The organism is Longimicrobium sp. (genome assembly GCA_036387335.1).
GTDB lineage: Bacteria > Gemmatimonadota > Gemmatimonadetes > Longimicrobiales > Longimicrobiaceae > Longimicrobium.
On the sequence record DASVTZ010000041.1, the window covers coordinates 1 to 24,034 of the forward strand.

General features: G+C 71.9%; 24 protein-coding genes and 1 riboswitch. Of the genes, 9 read left to right on the forward strand and 15 right to left on the reverse strand.

Annotated features, from left to right (window positions below; genetic code table 11):
• Positions 1 to 393: hypothetical protein (locus VF647_03540; protein ID HEX8451142.1), on the reverse strand; the 393-nt coding region annotated here is incomplete at its 3' end.
• 196 nt (positions 394 to 589) lie between these two features.
• On the opposite strand from VF647_03540, the gene VF647_03545 reads away from it, so the two are divergent.
• The 6 genes from VF647_03545 to VF647_03570 all read left to right on the forward strand — a co-directional run bounded on the left by VF647_03545 (position 590) and on the right by VF647_03570 (position 5,003).
• Positions 590 to 1,201 (forward strand): hypothetical protein, encoded by a 612-nt coding sequence (locus VF647_03545; protein HEX8451143.1) that lies wholly within the window; start codon positions 590 to 592, stop codon positions 1,199 to 1,201.
• A gap of 32 nt (positions 1,202 to 1,233) precedes the next feature.
• A complete protein-coding gene (locus VF647_03550) occupies positions 1,234 to 1,878 on the forward strand; it encodes a hypothetical protein (GenBank protein HEX8451144.1) in 645 nt (214 codons plus the stop codon).
• A 133-nt stretch (positions 1,879 to 2,011) separates the two neighbouring features.
• Complete coding sequence (gene modA, locus VF647_03555) at positions 2,012 to 2,761, forward strand: molybdate ABC transporter substrate-binding protein (GenBank protein HEX8451145.1); 750 nt, start codon at positions 2,012 to 2,014, stop codon at positions 2,759 to 2,761.
• Complete coding sequence (gene modB, locus VF647_03560) at positions 2,758 to 3,450, forward strand: molybdate ABC transporter permease subunit (GenBank protein HEX8451146.1); 693 nt, start codon at positions 2,758 to 2,760, stop codon at positions 3,448 to 3,450. The genes modA and modB overlap by 4 nt, the downstream gene beginning before the upstream one ends.
• Before the next feature lie 2 nt (positions 3,451 to 3,452).
• Entirely contained in the window at positions 3,453 to 4,094 is a 642-nt protein-coding gene (locus tag VF647_03565) for an ATP-binding cassette domain-containing protein (GenBank protein ID HEX8451147.1), read from the forward strand.
• Positions 4,095 to 4,592: 498 nt separating this feature from the next.
• Positions 4,593 to 5,003 (forward strand): hypothetical protein, encoded by a 411-nt coding sequence (locus VF647_03570; protein HEX8451148.1) that lies wholly within the window; start codon positions 4,593 to 4,595, stop codon positions 5,001 to 5,003.
• A 570-nt stretch (positions 5,004 to 5,573) separates the two neighbouring features.
• Here the strand turns inward: VF647_03570 and VF647_03575 are convergent.
• The 4 genes from VF647_03575 to VF647_03590 form a co-directional block, all read right to left on the reverse strand.
• Positions 5,574 to 6,731, reverse strand: coding sequence for a hypothetical protein (locus VF647_03575; GenBank protein ID HEX8451149.1), 1,158 nt, complete (start codon positions 6,729 to 6,731; stop codon positions 5,574 to 5,576).
• Positions 6,732 to 6,748: 17 nt separating this feature from the next.
• Positions 6,749 to 7,963, reverse strand: coding sequence for an aminotransferase class I/II-fold pyridoxal phosphate-dependent enzyme (locus tag VF647_03580; protein ID HEX8451150.1), 1,215 nt, complete (start codon positions 7,961 to 7,963; stop codon positions 6,749 to 6,751).
• A complete protein-coding gene (locus VF647_03585) occupies positions 7,963 to 8,934 on the reverse strand; it encodes an NAD-dependent epimerase/dehydratase family protein (GenBank protein ID HEX8451151.1) in 972 nt (323 codons plus the stop codon). The genes VF647_03580 and VF647_03585 overlap by 1 nt, the downstream gene beginning before the upstream one ends.
• A gap of 412 nt (positions 8,935 to 9,346) precedes the next feature.
• A complete protein-coding gene (locus tag VF647_03590) occupies positions 9,347 to 10,501 on the reverse strand; it encodes a glycosyltransferase family 2 protein (protein HEX8451152.1) in 1,155 nt (384 codons plus the stop codon).
• A gap of 130 nt (positions 10,502 to 10,631) precedes the next feature.
• Here VF647_03590 and VF647_03595 point away from each other — a divergent pair, with 130 nt between their 5' ends.
• Both VF647_03595 and infA read left to right on the forward strand, forming a co-directional pair.
• Entirely contained in the window at positions 10,632 to 10,802 is a 171-nt protein-coding gene (locus VF647_03595) for a hypothetical protein (GenBank protein HEX8451153.1), read from the forward strand.
• A 157-nt stretch (positions 10,803 to 10,959) separates the two neighbouring features.
• Entirely contained in the window at positions 10,960 to 11,178 is a 219-nt protein-coding gene (gene infA, locus VF647_03600) for a translation initiation factor IF-1 (GenBank protein HEX8451154.1), read from the forward strand.
• 662 nt (positions 11,179 to 11,840) lie between these two features.
• Here infA and VF647_03605 read toward each other — a convergent pair.
• From VF647_03605 to VF647_03640, 8 genes are all read right to left on the reverse strand, one after another.
• A complete protein-coding gene (locus VF647_03605; GenBank protein ID HEX8451155.1) occupies positions 11,841 to 12,422 on the reverse strand; it encodes a nucleotidyltransferase domain-containing protein in 582 nt (193 codons plus the stop codon).
• Between the two features lie 87 nt (positions 12,423 to 12,509).
• Positions 12,510 to 13,202: a hypothetical protein gene (locus VF647_03610; GenBank protein ID HEX8451156.1), complete on the reverse strand. Its 693-nt coding sequence runs from the start codon at positions 13,200 to 13,202 to the stop codon at positions 12,510 to 12,512.
• Between the two features lie 49 nt (positions 13,203 to 13,251).
• A complete protein-coding gene (locus tag VF647_03615; GenBank protein ID HEX8451157.1) occupies positions 13,252 to 14,307 on the reverse strand; it encodes a hypothetical protein in 1,056 nt (351 codons plus the stop codon).
• A gap of 116 nt (positions 14,308 to 14,423) precedes the next feature.
• Complete coding sequence (locus VF647_03620; protein ID HEX8451158.1) at positions 14,424 to 15,509, reverse strand: hypothetical protein; 1,086 nt, start codon at positions 15,507 to 15,509, stop codon at positions 14,424 to 14,426.
• On the reverse strand, positions 15,506 to 17,599 hold the full coding sequence (locus tag VF647_03625; GenBank protein HEX8451159.1) for a TonB-dependent receptor: 2,094 nt from the start codon (positions 17,597 to 17,599) through the stop codon (positions 15,506 to 15,508). Before VF647_03625 ends, VF647_03620 begins: the two co-directional genes overlap by 4 nt.
• Before the next feature lie 379 nt (positions 17,600 to 17,978).
• On the reverse strand, positions 17,979 to 18,821 hold the full coding sequence (locus VF647_03630; protein HEX8451160.1) for an ABC transporter ATP-binding protein: 843 nt from the start codon (positions 18,819 to 18,821) through the stop codon (positions 17,979 to 17,981).
• Positions 18,818 to 19,804: an iron ABC transporter permease gene (locus tag VF647_03635; GenBank protein HEX8451161.1), complete on the reverse strand. Its 987-nt coding sequence runs from the start codon at positions 19,802 to 19,804 to the stop codon at positions 18,818 to 18,820. The genes VF647_03630 and VF647_03635 overlap by 4 nt, the downstream gene beginning before the upstream one ends.
• Positions 19,801 to 20,712: a helical backbone metal receptor gene (locus tag VF647_03640; protein ID HEX8451162.1), complete on the reverse strand. Its 912-nt coding sequence runs from the start codon at positions 20,710 to 20,712 to the stop codon at positions 19,801 to 19,803. Before VF647_03640 ends, VF647_03635 begins: the two co-directional genes overlap by 4 nt.
• 147 nt (positions 20,713 to 20,859) lie before the next feature.
• Positions 20,860 to 20,958: riboswitch (cobalamin riboswitch) on the reverse strand.
• A 233-nt stretch (positions 20,959 to 21,191) separates the two neighbouring features.
• On the opposite strand from VF647_03640, the gene VF647_03645 reads away from it, so the two are divergent.
• The gene (locus VF647_03645) at positions 21,192 to 22,475 is read left to right on the forward strand and encodes a winged helix DNA-binding protein (protein HEX8451163.1); all 1,284 of its coding nucleotides are present in this window, start codon (positions 21,192 to 21,194) and stop codon (positions 22,473 to 22,475) included.
• Positions 22,476 to 22,778: 303 nt separating this feature from the next.
• Here VF647_03645 and VF647_03650 read toward each other — a convergent pair whose 3' ends face one another.
• Both VF647_03650 and VF647_03655 read right to left on the reverse strand, forming a co-directional pair.
• Complete coding sequence (locus VF647_03650; protein ID HEX8451164.1) at positions 22,779 to 23,543, reverse strand: zf-HC2 domain-containing protein; 765 nt, start codon at positions 23,541 to 23,543, stop codon at positions 22,779 to 22,781.
• Positions 23,540 to 24,034 (reverse strand): sigma-70 family RNA polymerase sigma factor, encoded by a 495-nt coding sequence (locus VF647_03655; protein HEX8451165.1) that lies wholly within the window; start codon positions 24,032 to 24,034, stop codon positions 23,540 to 23,542. Before VF647_03655 ends, VF647_03650 begins: the two co-directional genes overlap by 4 nt.

Genomic DNA, 24,034 nt, shown 5'->3' on the forward strand with positions numbered 1-24,034 from the left:
CACCACCTCGTCATCGCCATCGGGGACATCCGGGAGCGGGATGGCATCCGCGCTTCCCTCGCCGGCACGGAGGACGCGCGCCACCTCGTCGGCGCGCAGCGGCAGCGTCAGCAGCTCCGCGGCGCCCAGCGACGGCGCGGCGAGCGCCATCCGCAGCGAGGGCGCGGCGGCGGCGAGTACGAGGGCGCCCGTCTTCGACTCGCGCGCCACGCGGCGGATCAGCTCGTCGTCGTCCGCGATCAGGTCGAGCGAGAGGATCGTGGCGGTCCACGGCCCTTCCGCCAGCGCCCGCAGCCCGGCCGCCAGCGTCGCTTCGGCGCGCGCCTCACCCGCCAGCCCGCGCACCGCGTCCGGCAGCGCGACCCCGATCGCCAGGAGGCGTATCCCTGCCATGCCGCCTTTTGCAAAATGTGACGAGCGCCCGATCCAATCTGCTGCAAATTGTAGCGCCGCAGCCTCTCCAAAGAAAGGGCAGAGGGCGAAAACCCAGCATCCATGCGGGTTTTCTCTGCGGCCCCGCCCGTGCCTTACCAGTCCCCGACGCCGACGAGCGGCGGACCACCAGAACGGACAACCGGGGGAGGCTACGATGAACGGCAAGGGACTCTGGATCGCGGCGGCGGCGCTGATGGTGGGTGCGTGCGACAACCCCACGGGTTCGGGCGACGAGGCGTGGATGGAAGTGGCGGCGGTCGGGGAGGACGGGGCCGCGTCGAGGAGCGTGTCGCCGAGTGAATCCGGGACGCGTTCGCAGCAGTCGAGCGCCTCGGGAACGGTGAGCTTCGACGCCCGCGTGTACGTGCAGACCTCGGCGGGCGCGTGGCTGGAGCTGACGGACGGCGCGGCGGAGTCGGTTTCGGTGGATGCGGCGGGGCAGAGCGAATCCCGCGCGTTCGCGTCGGAGCGGGTCGAGGCCGGCAGCTACAGCCGGGTGCGCGTGGTGTTCGAGGACGTGGACGCGCAGGTGAACGGCTCCATCCAGATCGGCACCGGGCTGCTTTCCGGGGCGGTGTCGGTGGACCTGCAGGGCGACAACCAGGTGGTGGTGGAGCGCGAGGTGAACGTGACCGCGCGCACGGCGGCCACCACGCGGCTCCTGGTGAACCTCAACGCGGACGCGTGGCTCAGCCGCGCCAACGCGCAGACGAAGACGGTGAGCGAGGCGGAGTTCGCCTCCGCCGTGGCGGTGACGGCGCGCTGAAGCGCCTCTCAACCTTTGAAGGAGATCTGACGATGAAGCTCGTGATGACGATGGCCGCCGTGGCGGCCCTGGCGATCCCCGCCGCGCTCGCGGCGCAGGTGGAAACGAAGGCGACCGTGGGCGCGCGGGTCGGGGTCGATGCGCCCGCCGCACAGACCGGGCTGAGCGCGGACGCGACGGTGCGCGCCACCGCCGACGCGGGGCTGCCGGACGCGCCGGTCCGCCGGGCCGTGGCGAGGTCGCGCTCCCGCGGCAACTCCGAGGCCGAGACGGCGCGGATCGCGGCGGAGGTGCAGGCGCGCCTCATCGCCTCCCGCGACGCGCTGAGCAACGGCGGCCGGCGCGTGGCGTCGAACGCCGAGATCACGGCCGGCGCCGACGCGATGGCCAAGGGCGCCACGCGCGCCGAGCTGGCCCTCCTTGCCCGCAGCGCCCCGCCCCGCCGCTCGCTGGTGGCGTCGGTGGATGCGCTCGCGCGGCTCGGCACCAGCAGTGGCGACTTCGCCCGCTCCGCGACGACCATCGCGGGCCGCCTGCAGGCCGGCGCCAGCGATCCGTCCATCACCCGGCTGGGCGTGGGCGCGCAGGCCGGCGCCGGGGTCAGCACCGCGACGGGCGGCGTGCTCCGCACCGGCACCTCGGTCACCGGCCGCGTGACGGGCAGCATCCTGCCCTGAACGGCAGGGTCTCACACAGAGACACAGAGCCACAGAGAGAACCGCAAAGGTTTTCTCTGTGGCTTTGCTGTTCCCTCTGTGTTCTCTGTGTGAGGCTTTTGCTGTTTGTTGCCCGCGCCCTCACATTGTCGCGATGCGCCCCTTCCTCCTGCTCGCCCTTGCACTCTCCGCGTGCGCGCCCGACCGCCGGGACGCGCCGGTCACCGTGTCCGCGGCGGCGTCGCTGCGGGAGGTGATGACGGAGCTGGAGGCGGAGTACGAAGCCGCGCACCCGGGCGTCGAAGTGAGGACCAACTTCGCGGCATCGGGGGCGCTGCGGCAGCAGATCGAGCAGGGCGCGCCCGTGGACCTGTTCGTCTCCGCCGCCGCCGCGCCCATGGATGCGCTGGCGAAGTCGGGGCGGGTGGATGCGGCCACGAGGCGGGTGCTGGCCGGTAACGAGCTGGTGCTGATCGTCCCGGCGCAGGGCTCGAGGGTGCACGCCTTCGCCGATCTCGCGCGGACGGAGGTGCGGCGGGTGGCGCTGGGGGCACCCGCATCCGTGCCCGCGGGCGAGTACGCGCAGGAGGTGCTGCGCGCGGCGGGAGTGCTGGAGGCGGTCCGAGCGAAGGCCGTGTACGCGCAGGACGTGCGGCAGGTGCTCGCCTTTGTATCCTCCGGCAATGCGGACGCCGGGATCGTGTACCGCACCGATGCGTCGGTTACGAAGCGCGTGCGCGTTGCGGCGGTGGCGCCAACGGGGTCGCACCGGGCCATCGAGTACCCCGTCGCGATCGTGAACGGCGGGCCGAACACGGAGGGAGCGCGCGCCTACCTCGCGTTCCTCCTGGGCCCGGCGGGACGCGCGGCGCTGCGGCGGCGAGGGTTTCGGGTGGAGGGGTGAGCGTGTTCGACTGGTCGCCGGTCTGGCTCTCGCTGCGGGTGGCGCTATCCGCGCTGGCCATCGTCTTCGTGCTGGGGACGCTGGCCGCGCGCTGGACCGCGCGCCACGCATTCCCCGGGCGCGACGTGGTGGACGGCCTCTTCCTGCTCCCCCTCGTCCTCCCGCCCGTGGTGACCGGCTTCGCGCTCCTGGTGCTCCTGGGGCGCAACGGGCCCGTGGGGCGCTTCCTGGAGTCGGCGTTCGGCGTGCGCGTCGTCTTCACCATCCACGCGGCAGTCCTGGCGGCGGCGGTGGTCGCATTCCCGCTGATGTACCAGAGCGCCAAGGCCGCCTTCCAATCCGTCGATCCACGGCTGGAGGACGCCGCGCGCACGCTGGGGGCCGGAGAGGCGCGCGTCTTTCTCGCCGTCACCCTCCCGCTCGCATGGCCCGGTGTCGTCGCGGGGATGGCGCTCGCGTTCGCCCGCTCCCTCGGCGAGTTCGGCGCGACCGCGATGGTGGCCGGCAACATCCCCGGCGAGACGACGACGGTGCCGCTCGCCATCTACTTCCTGGCCGACGCGGGGGAGCTGAGGACGGCGGGGCTCTATGCGCTGGGGATCAGCGCCATCAGCATGATCCTGGTGGTGGGGCTCAACGTGTGGACGCGCCGGCGCACCCCGCGCTGGCAGCGCAGGGCGGGGCGATAGCGGTGCTCGAAGTACGCGCGGCCAGGCGGCTCCCTGAGTTCACGCTGGAGGTGGACTTCCAGGTGCGCGACGAAGTGCTCGTCCTCTTCGGCCCATCGGGCGCGGGGAAGACGATGACGCTGCGCCTGGTGGCCGGCCTGGAGCGCCCCGACGAGGGAGAGATCCGGCTCGGGGGACGCGTGCTGGTGTCGCGAGAGGCGCGCGTGTGGGTGCCGCCGCGCGAGCGCCGCTGCGGGCTCGTCTTCCAGGACTCCGCCCTCTTCCCGCACCTCACCGTGTCCGGCAACGTCCTCTTCGGCGCGCGCACACCCGCTGCACGGGCGCGCCTTCCGCGCCTACTCGAATCCTTCCATCTCACCCACTTGGCCGCCCGCTACCCATCCGAGCTCTCCGGCGGCGAAACGCAGCGCGTGGCGCTCGCCCGCGCCCTCATGGCCGAGCCCGAAGCACTCCTCCTCGACGAGCCCTTTACCTCCCTGGACGAGGACGCGCGCCGCATCGCGCAGGCCGAGGTGCTGGCGGCGCACGCGGAGTGGCGCATCCCCTTCGTCTTCGTCACCCACGACCGCGCCGAGGCTGAGCGCATGGGCGATCGCATCCTCTTTCTGCGCGACGGGCGGCAGGTGGGGGAGGAAGTGCGTTAGTGCGTTAGTGCGTGCCAAGCCAGTGTCATCCTGAGAGAGCCGCCGACCCCATACTCTGCGGCGTACCCCGGCCTCCCCTGCGGCGAACGAAGGATCTAGCCGGCGCCGGGCCGGGCTTCGCGACTCACCGCCGTCCCCTCGTCACGCGCAGTAGATCCTTCGCTCCGCGCCAGAGATCCGCGAACGGTCGTGGACGGAGCGGCGCGTCGCTCAGGATGACAGGGGGAGGGGCAACGCACTCACGCACTCTACGCACTTTTTCATCCGTCCACGCCGCGCATATTCAGCCACCTGCGAGACAAAGTGGCCGCCCGCCGAAGCCGGTGCGGGGGGCCCACTTAGCGCGTGCGGAGCGGGGGCAAAGTGTCGCAAGTGCGCGCCCCGTGCACTTTTACGAGGTGCGCCAGGACCCTTGATTCGGATTTTCTTCGGTATTATACATCATTCAGCAGGACACGCCGAATTGAGCACCTGGACCGCAGCATGGAGGGAGCTGAGATGGATTTCCAGAGGACGCGGGACCCGCACGAAGCCAACATCCAGCACCTCCGCGACACGGCGTCCGCGCGGGTGGAGGGGACGTCGCTGCGGCGCGTGGCGCGGGAGATCGGGATGAGCCCCACGGGGCTCAAGAAGTTCCTCCTGGGAACGGCGCCGTACTCGCCCACCCTGCGGAGGCTGCGCAAGTGGTACCTGCAGTACGGTGGCTCGCACCCGGGCTCGGTGGGCGAGGAGGAGGTGGGCCACGCGCTCGCCCTGCTCACGCAGGACCTGCACCCCGGCGCCCGCCTCCAGACCACGGACCAGGTGCTGGAGTCGCTGGCCCGCGGCTACGACGCCAGCGGCCGCGAGCGCCCGCGCTGGGTCTCCGAGCTGCGCACCGGCTACCGCGCCCAGCGCTCGGCCTGACAGTGGGGGGTGGTGGGGTGGCCCCGGGCGAGTGAACTCGCTGCAACAACGGCACAAAGTCCGCCTGCGCGGACTCCCGGGCCAGATCCGTCCCCAGCCCGGGTTTTCGGTGCCGCCGCCCTGCCCCCCACGCCCGAACGCGGTAGGGGCGGACCTGCGTGTCCGCCCACCCTCGCCCCGACCCGGGTCCCGCTCCGCGCGCCGAAATCCGTAGGGGCCGCCCCGCGTGGCTGCCCGTGCCGTGCGATGCGCCGAGGCCCGCGTCCCGGGGCGAATGAATTCACCGCTGGAAACACGCGAAGTCCGCCTTCGCGGACTCCGGGTCTGATGCGCGTTGCTCGAGCCCACTTCAGTGGGCTTCGCGTGGTTCCAGCCGGGGGATTCATCCCCCGGCGACCGGGCGCGGACCTCGCACCGGCGACCCACGACCGGGCGCCGCCCCCGCCCCCGAGACCCCGCCGCCGGACCGGCCCTCAACGCCCGCACACCCCCGCTCGCCCGAAGCCTGCGAAGGCAGGCTTCCCGCCGTTGTTGCAGCGGTTTCAACCGCCGGACACCCTCAGCCCCCCCTCACAACCCCCGCTCGTACACCCGGTACGTCTTGTACAGCTCGAATCCCACCTTCTCCAGCGCCTGGCGCATGAGGAAGTTGTCCTCCAGGATCCATGACGCCTCGCCCTGCCTGTACCCGCGCTCGCCGGCCGCCTGAAAGGTGCGCAGGTACATCGCGGCGCCGATGCCGGACGACTTCTGGTACTCGGGGCGCAGGCCCAGCGTCATGATGCGGGCGGAACCGATCTTCCGCTTGTGCCAGAGGAACTTGAGAAAGCCGAACGGGAAGAGCTTGCCGTCGGGGATGTGCCGGATCGCCTCGTTCAGGTTGGGCAGCGAGATGGCGAAGCCCACGGGGACGCCCTCCTTCTCCGCGACGATGCAGAGCGCCGGGTCCACCACGGACTTCAGGTCCTTGGCCATGTACGCGAACTCCTCCGGCGTCATCGGCACGAAGCCCCAGTTGCGCGCCCAGGCGGAGTTGTAGATCTCCTGGATGATGGCCACCTCGTCCTGCAGGCGGCGCAGGTTGATGGAGCGCAGGGTGACCCCTTCGCGCCGCGTCATCCGCTCCACCCCGCGCACGAGCCGCTCCGGGGGAATGGGGCTGCCGATCCAGTAGGCGAGCAGGTCCTTGGCCTTCACCATCCCCACCCCTTCCAGCAGCGCGCCGTAGTAGGGCGGGTTGTGCGACATCGCGAAGGCGGGCGGCGTATCGAACCCGTCCACCAGCACCCCGGGCGACGCGATCTCCTCGTTGGTGGAGAGGTTCATGGGGCCGCGCATCGACTCCATCCCGCGCGCCTTGAGCCACCCCGCGGCCGCATCGGTGAGGGCGCGGGCCACGCGGGGATCGTCCACCGATTCGAAGAGGCCGAAGAAGCCGACCCGGTCCTCGTGGAACTCGTTGTGGCGGTGGTTGACGATGGCCGCGATGCGCCCCACCGTCTCCGCGCCGCGCTCGGCGACGAAGTAGGCGACGTCCGCGTGCTGGTGGAAGGGGTGCTTGGCGCGGTCCAGCGCCGGCTCCACGGCGACACGCAGCGGCGGCACCCACTTGGGGTCGCCAGCGTTGGCCGTCCAGGCGAAGTCGATGAAGGGGCGAAGCGACTCGCCCCGCGGGACCTCACGGACCCGCAGGGCGGTGGACGAAGCGGCGGTGACGGGAGCCGGCATCGGAGATGGAGAGGGGGTTAGCGGAGCCCGAGCTGGCGCCCCACGCGGCCGAAGGCGTCCAGCACGAAGTCGAGCTGGTCGGTGGTGTGCGTCGCCATCACCGAGGTGCGCAGCCGGCACGAATGCTCGGGCACGGCGGGCGGCAGCACCGGGTTGGTGAAGACTCCCGCGTCGAACAGCGCGCGCCAGAAGACGAAGGTCTGCTCGATGTTCCCCGAGGCCACGGGGATGATCGGCGTCTCCGAGGTCGCGGTGTCGAAGCCCAGCGACTGCAGGCCGCTGCGCAGGTAGTCGGCGTTCTGCCAGAGGCGGGCGCGGCGCTCGGGCTCGAGCGCCATCACGTCCAGGCAGGCCAGCACCGTGGCCACCGCGGAGGGCGGCATGCTGGCGCTGAAGATGAGCGGGCGCGCGTGGTGGCGCAGGTAGTGGATGACGTTCTCCGGCCCCGACACCGCGCCGCCGATGGATGCGAACGACTTGGAAAAGGTGACCATGGTGAGGTCCACCCGCTCCTGCATCCCAAAGTGCTCGGCCGTGCCGCCGCCGTTGGGCCCCAGCACGCCCACCGAGTGCGCGTCGTCCACCATCAGCCGCGCCCCGAACTCCTCCACCACGTCGGCGACGGCGGGGAGGTTGACGATGTTCCCCTCCATCGAGAAGACACCGTCCGTCACCACCAGCGCCCCGTTGGCCCCCGCGTTGCGCTCCAGCGCGCGGCGCAGCCCCTTGAGGTCGCCGTGCGGATAGCGCACCAGGTCGCCGGCCGCGAGCTGCGCGCCGTCCACCAGCGAGGCGTGGTTGAGCCGGTCCTGCACCACCACGCTGCCGCGCGTCACCAGCGCGGAGATGACGCCCAGGTTGGTCTGGTAGCCGGTGCTGAAGACGATCGCCGCCTCGGCGCCCATCAGGGCGGCCAGGCGGTGCTCCAGCTCCTCGTGCAGGTCCAGCGTGCCGTTCAGGAAGCGGCTCCCCGTGCAGCCGGTGCCGTAGCGGTACAGCGCCTCGCGCGCGCGCTCCAGCACGTACGGCTCGTGGGTGAGCCCCAGGTAGTTGTTGGAGCCCACCATGATCTTGCGCTCGCCGCGGATCACCACCTCCGTGTCTTCCGAGGCCTCGATGGCCTGGAAGTACGGATAGAGGCCGCTCCCCATCATCTCGCGCGCCGCGGTGTAGCGGCTGCACTTGTCGAAGAGGTCGCCCATGCGCCGCGAGGTCGTCGCCACAGTAGCCATCAAAGCCATCCCTGAGTTCGGTACCACCGGGCCGTCTCGGCCAGACCCCGGCCCAGCGGCATCGCTTCGTCGGCCGAAAGGAGGGCTTCGGAGCCGGAGAGGTCACACTCCCACGCCTCCGCCAGCACCTCCTCCGCCTTTTCGCGGTTGAACACCCCCGCCCCTCCCCACCGCCCCGCCAGCGTCCCCGCCGCCCGGAAGAGTGCCGGCGGGATCGGAATGCGCAGCGGAGTCGTCTCCAGCGCCGCGCCGATCCCGTCCAGCAGCTCGCGGAAGGGGTGGGCGCGGGGCCCCGCGACGGCGTACGTGCCGGGAGCCACGTCGGCGGCGCGGGCGAAGGCGCGCACCAGGTCCGCGACGTACACAAGCTGGGCACGCCGGGCGGCCCCCGCGGGGAGCGGGGCCAGGCGTCGCTTCACCAGCTTGAAGAGGGGGAGAAAGGAGGCACGGTCGCCGGGACCGTACACGGCGGGTACTCGCAGCACCACCACCTCAACCCCCTGCCCCTCCGCCGCGCGGACCTCGTCCTCGCCAGCCAGCTTGCTCCGGCCGTACGCCGAGATGGGCGCGGGCGTTTCGCCGATGCGGCGGGGGCGGCCGTCCACCGCGGGGCCGCAGGCGGCATACGAGCTTGCGTACACCAGGCGCCGCGGCTTCGCACCAGCCCGCAATACCCCGGTGACCACATTTCGGGTCCCTTGGGTGTTGGCGCGGCGAAACTCCGCCTCGGAGGGTGCCGTGGTGGCGCCGGCCAGGTGGAAGACCGTGTCGGCCCCGTCCGCGGCCTGGGCGATGGCGTCCGTGGCGTCCAGGTCGCCGGTGGCGAGCTCGGCTCCCAGGGCGCGCAGGGCGGACGTGTCGCTGGTGGGGCGGACGAGTGCGCGGACCTTCCACCCCTGCCCCGCGAGGTAGCCGGCCAGGTGCCCGCCCACGAAGCCCGTGGCCCCGGTGATCAGCGCGGTTCGGCTCATGGATGACCGGTGAAGATGCGCGCGCGCGGGCCGAAACGCAACGATTTCGGCCCTGGGGGGACAAGAGAGGGCGGGTGTGGGGGAAAGTCAACGGAGGGGGTGCGTGAGTGCGTTAGTGCGTTAGTGCGTTAGTGCGGAACTAGCCCCATCGCCCCCGCCCCGCTTGTCATCCTGAGAGAGCCGCCTGCGCCATACTCCGCGGCGCACACCGAACTCCCTGCGGCGAACGAAGGATCTAGCCGGCGCCGGGCCGGGAATCGCAACTCACCACGATCGCCTCGTAACGCACAGTAGATCCTTCGCTCCGCGCCAGAGATCTGCGACGGACAAAGGCCGGAGCAGCGCGTCGCTCAGGATGACAGAAAGGGGACAACGCACTCACGCACTAACGCACTCACGCACTGCTTTTTCCTCACACCCGGTTCGCGCGCAGCTCGTCCAGCGGATAGTGCGTGCCGCGCCACTCGATGCCGCGGTGGATGAGGGCGTAGAGGGTGGCGTTCCAGACGATGACGATGAAGAGGAGGCTGGCGAAGGGGACCGCGATGCCGCCCCAGACCGGCGCACGCTGCTCCCGCGCGGCGCCGCCGAACAGGCCCAGGATCATCGCGACCGAGAAGGCGTAGATCCAGCGTGTGGGGCCCACAGTCAGGAAGATGGCGATGAAGGGGAAGATCATGAATGCGAGCTGCGTCAGCGTGGCGAAGACCACCATCGAGACGCGGTAGTCGAGGCCCGCGAAACCGTTCTTCCGCAGCCCGCGCACCGCCTCGGGGATGCTGCGGTACCATTCGACGGAGACGTGGGTCACCGCCACGAGGAAGTCCTGCCGCTGGCCGTTCTTCTTCATCAGCTTCCCCAGCTTCATGTCGTCGTCCGGCCGCATGGCGATGGCCCGGTGGGTGCCGATGCTGCGGTACGACGACGCGCGCACCAGGTTGAACGCGCCGATGCCGATGTGGCTGGCCGATCGGGGGTCGCGCGCCTTCCACGGGCGCGAGAAGAGGAGGAAGCAGATCCCAAAGAGCACGCCGAACGCCTGCAGCAGGAAGCCGGGCATGTCGATGCGCGGCGCCATCGTCAGGTGGTCCAGCCGCTCGCGCTCCATGTAGCTCGCGGCCAGGCGCACGGTATCCGGCGCCATCACGATGTCCGCGTCGGTGAAGAGAATCAGCTCGCCCCGCGCATCCGCGGCGCCGAGGTCGAGGGCGTGGTTCTTCCCCAGCCACCCGGCCGGGAGCTCGCGCACGTGGACCACGCGCAGCCGCGGATCGGCGACGGCCATGCGGTCCAGGATCTCGCCCGTGCGGTCGGCGGAGCGGTCGTCCACCACCACCAGCTCGATATTGGCGAGGTCCTGCGCCAGGATGGAGCCCATCGCCTCCTCCACGTTGCGCTCCTCGTCGCGCGCGGCCACCACCACCGAGACCAGCGGCAGCTCGGATTGGGGGAGGGGCTCCACCGCGGCCAGGTAGCGCAGCTTCCCGCGCCCGCGCAGCAGCTCCACGGCGACCAGGAGAAACGACGCGACCGTGACGACCGCGAGCCAGAAGAGAAAGGTGTTCATCGCGCTCCAAGAGGGTTCACACGCCCGGCGGCGGTGAGTCTAGCGGGAGCGCGGCGGGGCGGCCAGCCGTGGCGGGCGCGGAGCTTGCTACCCGACGGACCTACGGAAAGGCGCAAACCAGGGAGGCAGCGTGGCCGATATCGACGTGGAGCGGAACAGGGGGAGCGTGTGGCCGTGGGTGATCGGCGGGCTTGCGGTGCTGCTGCTCGGGGTCGCGATCTGGAGCCTGCTGAACGGGGGCGGCGGAGAGGTGCGCGTCCGCCAGGCCACGCCGGAGACGGTGCCCGCGGCGGGAAGCTGATCGGGCCGCTTGTCTGGCGCCCGAGAGACGCTATATTCCCACGAAAACGCGTGCGGGCCCGCCGGGGCCCGGCACGGCCACTGCGTCGGCGCGCGGGGGGTGCCTCCGCGCGCCGACGCTCGTATCGGGCCCGGCGAACGCATCCACTGGAGGCTGAATGGCGAAGCAGGAAGGGTTCGAGGTCGAAGGCGTGGTGACGGAGGTGCTCCCCGACCGCAACTACCGCGTGAAGCTGGAGAACGGGCACCAGGTTCTGGCCTACGCGGCCGGCCGCATGTCCAAGAACAAGATCCGCGTGCTGGAGGGCGACCGCGTAACGCTCGCCATGTCGCCGTACGACCTCACCCGCGGGCGGATCACGTACCGCCACAAGTAGCCGAGGCTGGCGCCCGCGGGGCCCTCTCCCCCAGCGTCGCTCCGCGACGCATCCCCCTCCCCCAAAACTGCCTGGGGGAGGGGGTTTATTGCATGTATCCGCGCGGGGCGCGTGCCCGCCCCGCCACCGCCGCCCACCTCGCCGCACGATATCCGTAGGGGCAGACCTGCGTGTCTGCCCTCCCTCTCCCCCGCGCAGCTTTCGGACCGGTTGTTTGAGGGCCGGGCGCAATCGGCGAATCTCGTCCGCAAGGCCATTCAGGAGCGCACATACGCTGTCCCGCATCTCGCCTACCTTCGCCTCGGTGACAGTGCGATTCGCGCCGTACTCCAGATCGCGGCGAACGCCCTGCTCCGTCTGCATTGCCGCTATCGATCCGGTGAGCGCTTCAGGAGCCAGGACGGTGCCCGCGGCAAAGGTGTGCTCGTGGTGATTCGCCGCCCCCTTTGCGCGGTATCCATGCGCGGCGTTTAGGGCGACAACCCCCTGGCGCGCCGCATCGTAGAGAAGTTTGAACTGTCCCGTGCGGCTCAGCCGTGGGGTGGCGGCGTCGTCGTACGATTCGATGGCGCGCTGCCAGAACCCCAGAACCTCCGCGTCGTCGGCGTCGAGGCGCTCGACCCACTGGTTGGCGACCAGTTGCTCGATCGTCTGCCCGGTCATCAGGCGAATGCCTCCTCAGGAGTCCCCAGCGCCCACTGAGTCGCGCCGCCGATTGCACGCTTCAGATAGCTCGTTCCAGGCCGCGCGCGCTCTGCCTGCAACTCCGCGGGGGAATAGCGTTTGAGGTCGATCTCCCGGCCGAGGAGGAGACCGGCTTCGAGCGCAGCCATCCCAAGCGCACCCGGATCTGTTTCGTCGGCGATCACGAGCAGGTCGACGTCGCTGTCAGCGCGCATCCGCCCGCTTGCGGCCGAGCCGAAGACGAGGGCGCCCCGCACGCCGGGGAGATCCTGGAACAGGTCGCCGATCACCTCCACGGGCGTCGCAAAGGTACGGATCATCTCGCGGAGGGTGACCCACGCTTCCGGATTGGCCGCTTCGTACACGACGCGCCGCCGCTCGGCCGTTCGTGTTACCAACCCGAGCGCTTCCAACGTGTCGAGCGTATTTTTGAGTGACTGCCGCGCGAGTCCGAGACGACGCTCCAGTGCGCGGAAGTGGAGCCGCGACGCTGGGCGTGCCGCGAAGTGCACGAGCGCTCGACGCATGGCTGCGGAGCCGAGCAGTGACTGCAGTGCCATAGTCTGCACATGTTCCGGGTGAGCGATGTCCTAATATTTAGGACATTTTGAGGGCATGTCAATGGAGATCGCTCAGCATGCGGGCCCTCACCGGGCTGGCAGCGTGGCGGACACGGTGGAGGGGATGCCGCGCTCGGCGGCGGCGTCGGTGAGCGCGGCGAAGACCTCGTCGCGGTTGCGGATGGTGCGCAGGCGGAGGGTGTGCGTGCGGCCGTCGCTGAGGTGGATGTGGAGGGCGGTGCCGTCGCGGCGGATGGCGGCGATCTCGGTCCAGGCGGCGGCGAAGCGGCGGAACTTGCCCGGGCGGATGAACATGCCCTCGGAGTCCAGGCGGAGCACCTGCCGCTCGGCGCGCCGCCGCTTGAGGCGCGGGGTGAAGAAGGCGAGCACCAGGGTCGCGACGGCGCTCACCGCCGCGGGCCGGGGGACGCGGCCCCTGTCGTGGTAGCTCTGCACGCACTCGGCGATCAGCACCACGGCGGCGAAGAGGGTGACCCACGAGATTTTTCCCGCATCGTCGTCCACGCCGGCGCGCATCTCACGCAGCTCGCCCACGATGGCCAACAGCAGCGCGATGCCGGCCACCGCTTCGGCCGCCGCGATGATGGCGCCGGACGCGGTGGTCACCGGGAGTGCGCCCGAAGCCGCGGACAGCACCCCGAAGGCGGCGATCGCGTTGGTGCCGAGGTCCGACACGTTGGCGGCCATCGCGCGCCGGTCGTCCAGGCGGATGATGCGCGTTCCGGCGGTGGAGGCGGAGCTCGTGGAAGGGAGGTGCATCCCGAAAGAATGGGGTGGACGCACGCGGGCGTCCACCCCTGTCGGGCTGTCAGCGGGGCAGAAGAGAGGTGAACTCGACGTCGGCGGGGCAGATGCCGGTGAGGGCGCTGGCGGCGGGGGTGCCGTCCGGGTCGAGCCTCACCAGCGTGCCGGCCCGCTCGCACGCTCCCGGAAGGAGCGCGTAGACGAAGCCGGCCGGGTCCGACGCCACGCGCACGGCGTCGTCCATCCCCCCCAGCGGCAGCGGCGATCCGGCGCCGCGCAGGAAGATGCCCGTCACCGGGTTGAAGATCACCAGCCCCTGCTGCCGGACGGGGACGTAGAGGCCTCCGCGCGCATCGAAGGCCATGCTCTCGGGCGACTCGCCGAAGCCCGCGACGGACGACCTCTCGCGCATCGTCGCGACGTCGACCGCCGAGACCGAGCTGTTGGCCAGCGCCGGCTGGCCCGCCAGGAGCACGTACAGCAGATCGCCCCGCACGACCGCCGCGACCGGGTTCGTGCCGGAGAGCGGCGCGGAGCCCAGCGGGCGCAGCAGCGTGTCCAGCACGGTGACCATCCCGTTGGTCCGCGCCCCGGCCGCGCCGTTCAGCACGTAGACGCGGGGGCCGAAGCGCAGGACGTCCGACGGTGCCTCGCCGCCCGCGTTGGTCGGCGCGCCCACCCGCCCGGTCAGCGGGTTGAGCAGGGTGAGGGTGCCGCGCGCGGGGTTGGTCACCAACACCAGGGTGTCGCTGATGAAGGCGGCGCGGCGCGCATCCAGGCCGGGCGCCATCGCCACCATCCGCTCCACCGTGCCGGTGCGGAGGTTGACGATGGCCACGCCGCCCGCGCCGCCCATGGGGACCACGGCCAGCTCGCCGCGGACGGCCAGGTCCACGGGAGCCCCCGCGGCGCCCAGCGGGATCGTTCGAGACGTTTCGCGCGCGGCGAAAGGGATGACGGTGAGCGTCCGGTCGACGCGGTTCACCACCACCGCCACGCGGTCGACGGTGGGATTGCGGACGCCGTCGGGCGAGGTCAGGTCACCGGCGCACGCGGCGGCGGCGGTGGCCGCGAAGAGGACGGCGAGGGTGCGGCGCCAGCTGGATCGAAGCAATTGCATTCCCGGAAGGGTTGGTCACGTCCTCTGCGCGGGGGGACGCACGAGCGCATCCACCCCGCGGGGCACGATCGATGGTCACGTTCCTTCGTGCATCCACCCCCTACGGGCCGGCTCCGTCAGAAGCTGCGGACCTCGACGGCGCTGGGGCCGTTCACCGACGAGATGCTGTCGGCCAGGGCGAAGTCGCCGGGGCGGTACACGAATACCCGAGGCGCAAGGTTCTCCGCCGGGCTCCCGAAGAACGCCTGGTAGAGATTTCCTTGCACATCGGTGGTCGCATCGAACGCTCCGCGGCAGGCGCCGCTCGCCAGCTTCGCGCACACCGGGTTGTTCAGGCCGCGCACGAACGTACGGTTGCGCGTGTTCCAGACCAGCGTCCCGAAGCCGTAGCCGGAGACGTACGCCAGCCCCGCGGGATCGATGTGGATGCTCTGCGCGCCGGCGCCGAAGCCGCTGACGGTGGCCTCCGCCCGCATCGTCTGGGGGTTGACGATGGTGACGCTCGCGTCGGAGACGTAGTTCCCCGTGTTCAGCACGTAGAGGAGCCCGTCGGAGCCCAGCGCGGCGTCGGTGGAATTGGTGCCGCCCATCTGCACCACGCCCTGGACCTGGAGGGTACGCGGGTCGAGGAAGGTGACCACGCCGTTCCCCGCCGGGACGTAGTTCGCATCCAGGTTGCTGGAGATGATCGCCGCCCGTCCCGCGGCGATCACGATGGCGGTGGGCGCGGGGGCCACGTTCACCGTCTGGCGGATGCTGTCGCTCGCCTGCCCCAGGGTGGCACGGCCCACGTAGTCGTCGATGAAGTTGGCGGCCAGCAGCGTGGTGTCGTCCGCGAAGGCGGAGCCGGTGGCGTTGCCCTTGGGGAAGAGGAAGAAGCGCGTGACGCGCAGCGCCTCCAGGTCCACGAGCGCCACGCTGGCCGCATTCCCCAGCGGCACGGCGGCGCGGCGCCCCTGCACCGAGAGCCCCGTCGGCGTCACCGCCGCGGACGCGCCGAACGGGATCTGGCGCACCTGGGCCGCGTCACCGGCGCGGGCGAGGGTCAGCGAGCTGCCGAGCGAGTTGACCACGATAGCCACCGGCTCGTCGCCGTCCAGGATGAAGGGCTGCTCGTTGCCCGTGGAGTCGCCATCGCACGCGGCGAGGAGTGCGGCGGCGGCGGCGACGCCGAGGCGGCGCAGGATGATGCTGTGGTTCATCGGTCTGTCGATCCTGAGGATGATGATGTGTGGGGCGCGCCCCTGCGCAGGCGCACGCCCAGCGTCCAGGCACGGCCCGGATACGGATAGTCCACCAGCATGGCCGCATGCGTATCGGCCAGGTTCTCGATGGCGAAGGTGCCCTCGCCCGCCCACGCGCCCAGCGCGAAGGGGCGGGCGAGGCGCAGGTCGGCCATCGCGTAAGGCTCCAGCAGGTTGAGCGTGTCGCCCGCCACGGAGCGGCGCTCGCCCACCCATCGTCCCTGCAGCTCGGCCCGGATGCGGCCGGGGAGACGCGCCGCGGCCGCCGCGCTCGCCGTGTGGCGCGGGCGGAATGCCACCTGGCCGCTCAGCACCGGCCCCGTGTACTCCACCGCCGCGCGCGACGCGGTGCCGCGCAGCTCGGCATCCGCCCAGGGGAAGCGCACGCGGGCCTGCACGTCCGCGCCGGCGCGGCGCACGTCGAAGTTGCGCGGGCTCCACTGGAAGCGGTGGTCGGGGAACCAGAGGACCATGCCGTCCACGTCCGCGCGGTAGGCGGCGAGCTCGGCATCGATACGGAGCGCGCCGACGGCGGCGTCGCGAAGCTCCAGCGCACCCTCCACTTCGCCGCGCACGCGCTCGGGGCGGAGGTCGGGGTTGGGCTTGACGAGGACGCCCTCGTGGAAGAACTGGTCGGCGAGCGTGGGCGGCGAGAAGGCGTTGCCGATGGAGAGTCGCGCCGCCAGGGGTCCACGCGTGGCCGACGCGCCCATGCGCGGCGAGAGGGTGGTGCCGCGCACCCGCGTGCTCCAGTCCGCGCGCGCGGCGGGAAGGAGGTCGAGCGTCCACCCCGCGCCCACCGCGCGTCCCCACCGCCCCTGCAGCCAGACGGCGCCTAGCGACTGTCCGTCAGGCGCGTCTTCGAGGAGGGAGGTGGTGACGCCCAGCGTGCGCGCCTCCGCCCCGCCGACCACGTCCAGCGATCCCCGCCCCGCGCGCGCGGAGACGGCGGCGCCTGCGGCCCGGGCGCGAACCTCGTCGTCGTACGCGCCGCCGACGTTGGGCTCCGGATCACGGAAGCGGGCGTGCTGAAGCTGCGCGTCGAGCTCCATCCGCCACTCCACGCCAGCGGCCGGAAGGCGGGCGGAGAGCGCGGCGCCCGCGCGGTCCTGCTCCTGCCGCGCGCCGAGATCCGGCTGCGCTGTCCCGCCCGGCATCCCGCGCCGCGTGGCGAAGCCGTCCACCCGCACCCCCACCTCGCCGCCCCCGCGCTCCGCACGACCGCTGGCGAGGATGGAGAGCGATCCGGCATCCGCGTTGCGCCGCACGGCCGTCCCCCCGCCGCGGAACTCGGGCACGAGGTAGCGGAAGTCGCCCTCCGAGCGCTGCCCCTCCACCGATGCGAAGCCGGAGAGCGCCGTCGCCCCCGCGCCGCGCCGCCCGCCTGCCGAGACGGCGCCGCGCCGCTCGCCCCAGCTCCCCACCGCCGCGCGCGCGGATAGCTCGGTGCCGCGCGGGCGCTTCGTCTCCACCGCCACCACGCCGGCGAGCGCCCGCGCCCCGTAGCGCGCCGACTGCGCCCCGCGCAGCACCGTCACGCGCTCCACCGACTCCAGAGGGACGGTGGAGAGATCCGCATCGCCAGTCAGGGCGGAGTTGAGCGGGACGCCGTCGAGGAGCACGAGCACCTCGTTCGCGCTGCTCCCGCGGATGGAGACACGCGTGGGCGACCCCGGTCCGCCCTGCCGCGTGACGACCACCCCCGCCTGGTCGCGCAGGACCTCCCCCAACTCGCGCGCGCCGGACGCGTCGATGGCCGCGCGGTCCAGCACCGTGGTCCCCGCGGCGTCGCGCGCTGCCCGCACGCGGATCGCCTCCAGCGCGATGGCGGATGGATCGAGGACCACGAGGAGCGTGACCGTGCGCCCGTTGGCCGCTTCCACGCTGAAGCGCCCCTCCCTGAACCCGAGCGCCGTCACCCTCACCTCGCGCGTCCCCGGCGACACCCCGCGCAGCAGGAACGCGCCGTCCGGCCCCGCGACGGCTGCGGCGCCCTCGGCCTCCACGCGCGCGCCGGGGACGGCGGTGCCGGTGCCGCGCTCGGTCACGCGCCCGCGCACCTCCGCCGGGTACTGCGCGGCGGCGGGGGAGGGGGAGGCGAGGAGGATGAGGAGGAGGAGGAGGAGCCAGGCACCCCCGGCGGTTGAAACCGCTGCAACAACCGCGGGAAACCTGCCTTCGCAGGTTGGGCGCGTGGATTGGCGCGCGGTGGCGGGCGTGGCGCGGGGGCGCGCATCATCGCGGGAGCCCCCGGGGGATGAATCCCCCGGCTGGAACCACGGGAAGACGGCTGAAGCCGTCTCGCGCGCCGCACCGGCATCACGCCGCGCGCGCGGACCTCGCCCGCGAGTCCGCGAAGGCGGACTTTGTGCTGTTGTTGCCGCGATTTCAATCGCCCGGACCCGGAACCGGGCACCCACCCCCGTTCTACGCCGCATGTCCGTCCTCCGCGCGCACCTGCATGGTGCCGCACGTCTCGCCGGCGAGAGGGACGACCTGGGGGGCACCGGCGTCCGGGCCGGGGCCGGGGTGCGGGACGACGCGCACCGGCCAGCCGTACACCCGCTCCACCGTATCGCGCGTCAGCACCTGCGCGGGAGTGCCTGCGGCGGCCACGCGTCCGCGGTGGAGGAGGACGAGGTGGTCGGCGTAGCGGGCGGCGAGGTTCAGGTTGTGGGTCACGACGAGGACCGTCGTCCCCGCGCGCGCCAGGTCGCGGAGAAGCTCCCAGATCGCCATCTCGTGGCTGACGTCGAGCGCGGCGGTGGGCTCGTCCAGGGCGAGGGCGCGCGGCTCCTGGGCCAGCGCGCGCGCCACTCGCGTGCGCTGACGTTCGCCGCCGGAGAGGTTCGCGACCGGGCGCGCGGCGAGGTCGCGCACGTCGCAGCGGCGCATCGCCTCCTCCACGGCGCGGCGGTCGGCGGCGCCCTCGCGGCGCCAGGGGCCCAGGTGCGGATAGCGGCCCATCGCCACCAGGTCGCGCACCGATATCGGGAAGGCGGCCTCCTCGCCCTGCGGCACCACGCCCACCGCGCGCGCCAGCTCGGGACGGCTCCACGCGGCCAGTGGACGGTCGTCGAACCCGGCCGTTCCCGCGCTGGGTGTCAGGGTGCCGAGCAGAACGCGCAGGAGAGTGCTCTTCCCCGATCCGTTGGGGCCGAGCACGGCGGTGCATCCGCCGGCGGCTGCCTCCATCGACACGCCCTCCAGCGCATTCACATCCGCCTCGGGGTAGCGGAAGGTGACCCCGTCGCAGCGCCACCCGCTCACGCCATCCTCCGCCGCAGCAGGTAGACGAAGAAGGGGACGCCCACGAACGCCGTCACCACGCCGATGGGGAGCTCGGTGGGAGCGGCGGCGGTGCGCGCGAGCGTGTCGGCGAGGACCGCGAAGGTGGCGCCCAGCAGCACGGAGGCGGGAAGGAGGAAGCGGTGGTCGCCGCCCCAGAGCATGCGCACGACGTGCGGGACCACGAGGCCGACGAAGCCGATCACCCCGCTGACCGCGACCGCCGCCGCCGTCAGCAGCGAGGCCGTGCCGTACGCCAGCAGCTTCGTGCGCTCCGTACGCACACCGAGGAACGCCGCCGTCTCCTCCCCGACCGCGAAGAGGTTCAGCGGGCGCGCCAGGGCGAAGAGGAGCAGAAGGGCCGGTACCATCGCGCCAGCCATCGTCCCGATGCCGCGCCAGGTGGCGCCGCTGAAGCTCCCCATCATCCAGAACATGGCGGAGCGGAAGCTCTCCGTGTCCGCGAAGGTGAGCGCCAGGAGGATGCAGGCGTTGAAGAAGGCGCCCACCACCACGCCCGCCAGCAGCAGGACGCGGGTGTCGAGCGCCTTCCCCACCGACGCGGCCACGCGAAAGACGAGGAGGATCGCCAGGATTGCCCCCGCGAACGCGGAGAGCGCCACCATCGCGCCGGACGCCGGGGCGCCGGTGAGGACGATGGCCCCTACCGCGCCCACGGCGGCCCCGCCCGAGACGCCCAGGATGTACGGCTCCGCCAGCGGGTTGCGGAGGAGCGCCTGGAAGGTGGCCCCGCTCGCCGCCAGCGAGCCGCCCACCAGCGCGGCCAGCAGCGCGCGCGGCAGCCGCAGCCGCCGCACGATGGCGATCGTCGTGGGGTCGCCATCTCCCCGTATCCCGGCGACGACCTCGCGCACGCTCAGCGGCACGGCGCCCATGCGCACGCCCAGCAGGAGCGCGCCGGCGAGGGCCGCCACTAGCAACGCGAGGCGAAGCACGGGCCTCACCGGCGGGCCCGCTCTGGGTGCAGCGCGTCTCGAAGCCGCCGCGCCGTCTCGCCCACGCCTGGCCCGGGAAGGTTCACCAGCTCCGCCGGGATCAGCACGGGGCCGCGCATCGCCTTCAGCTCCCGCCAGCCGGGCGAGCGCGCGTCGAAGCGCGGCGTGCGGCTCTCGCCCACTGGGATGACGACGACGTCGGGCTGGCGGCGAACGATCTCCTCCATCGACACGGTGGGCCACAGCTCCGTCACCTCGGGAAAGACGGGCCTCCCGCCGGCCACGCCGATCAGCTGCATGACGAACGTGCCGGGACCCGCCGTCATGGGGGGATCGTTCCACACCACGAAGAGGACGGACGGGCGCGGCAGCCCCTCGACGGAAGCGCGCACCGCATCGATCTCGCCGCGCAGGCGCGTGGCCAGCGAGTCGGCGGTGGGGGCGCGGCCGGTGAGCCGCCCCAGGTTGCGAATGGTGCGGAAGACGTCGGTGGTGTCCTCCGTCTTCACGGCGAACACGGGGATGCCCAGCTCGGCCAATCGCTCGCGAAGCTGCGGCTTGTGCGTCTCCCAGCCGATCACGAGGTCCGGGCGGAGGGCGGCGAGCTTCTCCAGGTTCGGGTCCAGCCCGCCGCCGACGGAGGGGAGCGAGTCCAGCGCCGGGCCCTTGTCGAAGTCGGTGCGCCCCACGAGCTGCCCGGCCGCGCCGAGCCCCACCAGCGTCGCGTTCGCGCTGGGGACGAGCGACACCACGCGGCGGGCGGGGCGCGGCAGCGTCACCGTGCGCCCCGCGTCGTCGGTCAGGGTGATGGCGCCCTCGGCCGCGGCGTCCGCGCGCACGTCTGCCCGCCCGCACCCGCCGGCGAGGGCGAGCACGGCCGCGAGGGCGGCGATGCGGAGGCGTGGCGCGATGGACAACAAAAAAACCCGTCCTTTCCTCGGGCGGAAAGAGACGGGGTTGCGAGGGGCTGCCTGCATCGCGCGCTCGGGGGAGCGCACCGGCCCGGTGCGAACCCCGCCCCCCTCCCGCGAGGGGGTGTGCGTGCGGGAGCGAAGGGGGCCGGGGTCTGACTCGAGGCAGCCGCGCTCGCCGTTCCGTGGGAACGGTTGAGCGGGCCGGGCCTCTCACAGTGGCGGGGCCGCGCCGGATTCACACCGGCTTCCGAAAGGCCCCCTCGCGATTTATGTGGGCGCAAAGGTAGCCGCGGCTCCGGCGCGGGACAAGGGCACCACCACACGATCCCCCGCCGACCTCCCTGCCCCGGGATTTCGGCGCACTATTATCAGCCAGGGTACCGACCCATACCAATGATACCCTATTATTTGCAGGTCACCTAATAATAGGGTATTATTAGCCCAGAGTCTCCATCAGCAAATAATCGCCATTTGACGGTCCAATGACGCCGCTGCATAACCACTGGCACGCCTACAACCTTTCAGAGAGCCCCTTCTTACAGCGTGATCTGCAGCCCAGCGGCGTGCGGTACCCCATCGATCTGTTCGTAGGCCGGGAAAAGGAAGCGGAACGGCTGCTGCGCGCGATCGGCGGCGCGGCCAGCTCACGCCAGACGATCGAGGGCCTCCCCGGGATCGGTAAAACGACGCTCGCCCAGTTCGTGAAGAGCAGGGCAGCCGACGCCGGGTACGCGAGCTACCCGGATCCGGTGAGCGCTGCGCGTGTCGGCACGACCGAAACACTGCTCGTCCGCCTCCTCAGCTACGTGTACGACGCCCTGACGACGCACCTGGGTGAAGCGGTCCTCGATGAGCCCGCTGTCGAGGCGGCGCGCCGCCTGGTGCTGGACACACGCGTACGTGACCTCAAGGTGGCGGCGCAGATCGCGGGCTTCGGCTTCGACCGCGAGACGGCCACGCGCAACGAGCCCGCGGCCTTCCGCGTGGAGCTGCTCGCAATCCCGCCGATCCTCCGGGAGCTGCCGCGCGTCGCGAACCGGTATGGGCTGTCCGGGATCCTCGTCCACATCAACAACGTCGAGAACCTGGTAACCGACGCGGATCGCACGCGCGCAGGCAACGCGCTCCTCGATATCCGCGACCTCTTCCTGATCGACGGGCTCCACTATCTGCTCGTCGGCACCCCGGACGCCGTGCGCGCTCTGATCGCTCCGCACGCGCAGTTGCGCAGCGTCTTCGGCATCGGACGCCCTCTCGCTCCACTCCCGCGCGACGGGTTCCTGAGCCTCCTTGCGCGCCGGTACACCCACCTGCGGCTCGACCCGTCGCAGGAGGTGCGGGCACCGGTGAACCACGACGCGGCCGCTGAAGTGTACCGGGTCTACAGGGGCGATCTCCGGGGTACCTTGCGAGCCCTCGACGAGGCCACGCAGGAGCTCATCGGCTACACCGGACGCCCCGGAGCGCCGATCAGTGCGGACGAGTTGTTCGGTGTGCTGGTGCCGATGCTCCAGGCGGAGGCGGACAGCACGCTGGGGGAAACTCTGCAGGACCGGTTCTACGCGTTGCGTGACGTCACGGGCGAGGTCACCCAGAAGGACCTGATGGATGTCTGGGACGTGACGCAGGGTTACGTGTCAGCTTCCGTGCGCGAGCTGCAGCGCCTTGGCTATGTTCACGAGACCCGCCGTGAGGGGAGGCGAATCTGGTACGCCCTTACCGGACCGGCGCGCTTGGTGCTGGGGCTCGAGCACCTCCCGGGCTGACCGCATTCCGGTGAAGCTGACTGGGCGAGCGGGAAATCGATGGTCGCGGAGAGTCGGGCGCTGAGACCAATGGCCTGGTGATGTCGCAAGCCGGACCAGGATCCCTCCAGATTCCCGGCGGCGGAAACGCTCACTACGATTCAGCTCAGCCTCCATCCCCCGGCTTCCTGGCCTACATCCTAACCACTCTCTAGCCCACATCCTAACTACTTTCCCGCGTACATCTGAACCACGGGTGTGCATCATTGGCACAGCCGCGAGCATCCTCTTCCGCGTCTCTGCGCCTCCGCGTGAGCCTGCTGTTTAGCGGAGCTCGATGCGGCGCCCGCGCGCGAGCTCGGCGGCGGAGACTGTGATGGAGGGGGCGGTGCCGATGCGGACGCGGACGCGCTGCACGGTGATGGGGACGGCGACGTGGTACTCGGCCGCGGACGGCGAATTCGCGCGGTTGGCGATGCGCAGGCCGGTGGGGAGCACCAGGAGGTCGCCGAGCGCGCCGACGGGGGCGCGGACCTCCGCCGTGGCCGTGGAGGATGACGCACGCTCGAGCACCAGCGCGCTCCCCGCCTGCGGATGCGCGATCTCGACCCCCATCTCCTCGCCCTGAGGGGTGAAGCGGATGCGGGCGCCCGATGAGGGGGATGACGCGTTCGGGGCGGACGCGGGTGGCGGCGCGGGCTGGGTTGCCACGGACGCGCCGCTGCCCGCCCCGCCCAGGATGTCCCGGAACCATGCGCGCACCGGGCTCGAGAAGAGCCCCGCGCCCACGACCACCAGCGCCGCGACCGCCGCCGCACGGAGCCAGGACCGCGGAGCCGCACGCCGCGCCTCGCGCCGCGCCGCCAGCTCGTCGGACGGGGCAGCGGGGACGGCGAAGTCGCCGCGGGCGAGGAGGACGCCGAGGTTGACGGAGCGGCGGCGCAGGGAGCCGAGGCGAGCCGCGCACACCGGACACGCCGCCAGGTGCGCCTCGACGCCGGCGCGCTCGCCGTCCGCGGCCTCGCCGTCGATGAGGCGGACGAGGGCGCCGTCGTCCAGGTGCTCGTCCGCGGGGGGTGCGTGCATCATCGTGCTTCCTCGTCCAGTTGGAGCCGGGCCGCCAGCTTGTCCAGCGCCCGCGCGATCATCGTCCCCACCGATCCCGTCGTGGTTCCCACGGCCTCCGCGATCTCGCGGTGGCTGAAGCCTTCCTCGCGCATCAGGAGCATCGTGCGGTCGCGCTCCGAGAGGACCTCCATCGCCTCGCGCACGCGGCGGCGGGTCTCGGCGGCTTCCAGCGCCACGTCGGGGGTGGGCGGGGTGTCGCCGATGGGGGCGCGCTCAGGGCGGTGCTCCAGCAGGCGGAGGCGGCGGCCGCGTGTGCGCTCAGCCAGGCGCGCCGCGTTGGTGCCCACGCGAAAGAGCCAGGCGCGCGTCTCCCCCGGCTGCGGAGGCTTCTCCAGGAGCTTCACGAACGCCTCCTGCGCGGCGTCGGCGGCGACGTCCGGATTGCCGGTGAGCCGCGACAGGTAGCGGAAGAGCGATGCGTGGTGCTCCGCGAAGAGCCGGGCGGCGTCCAT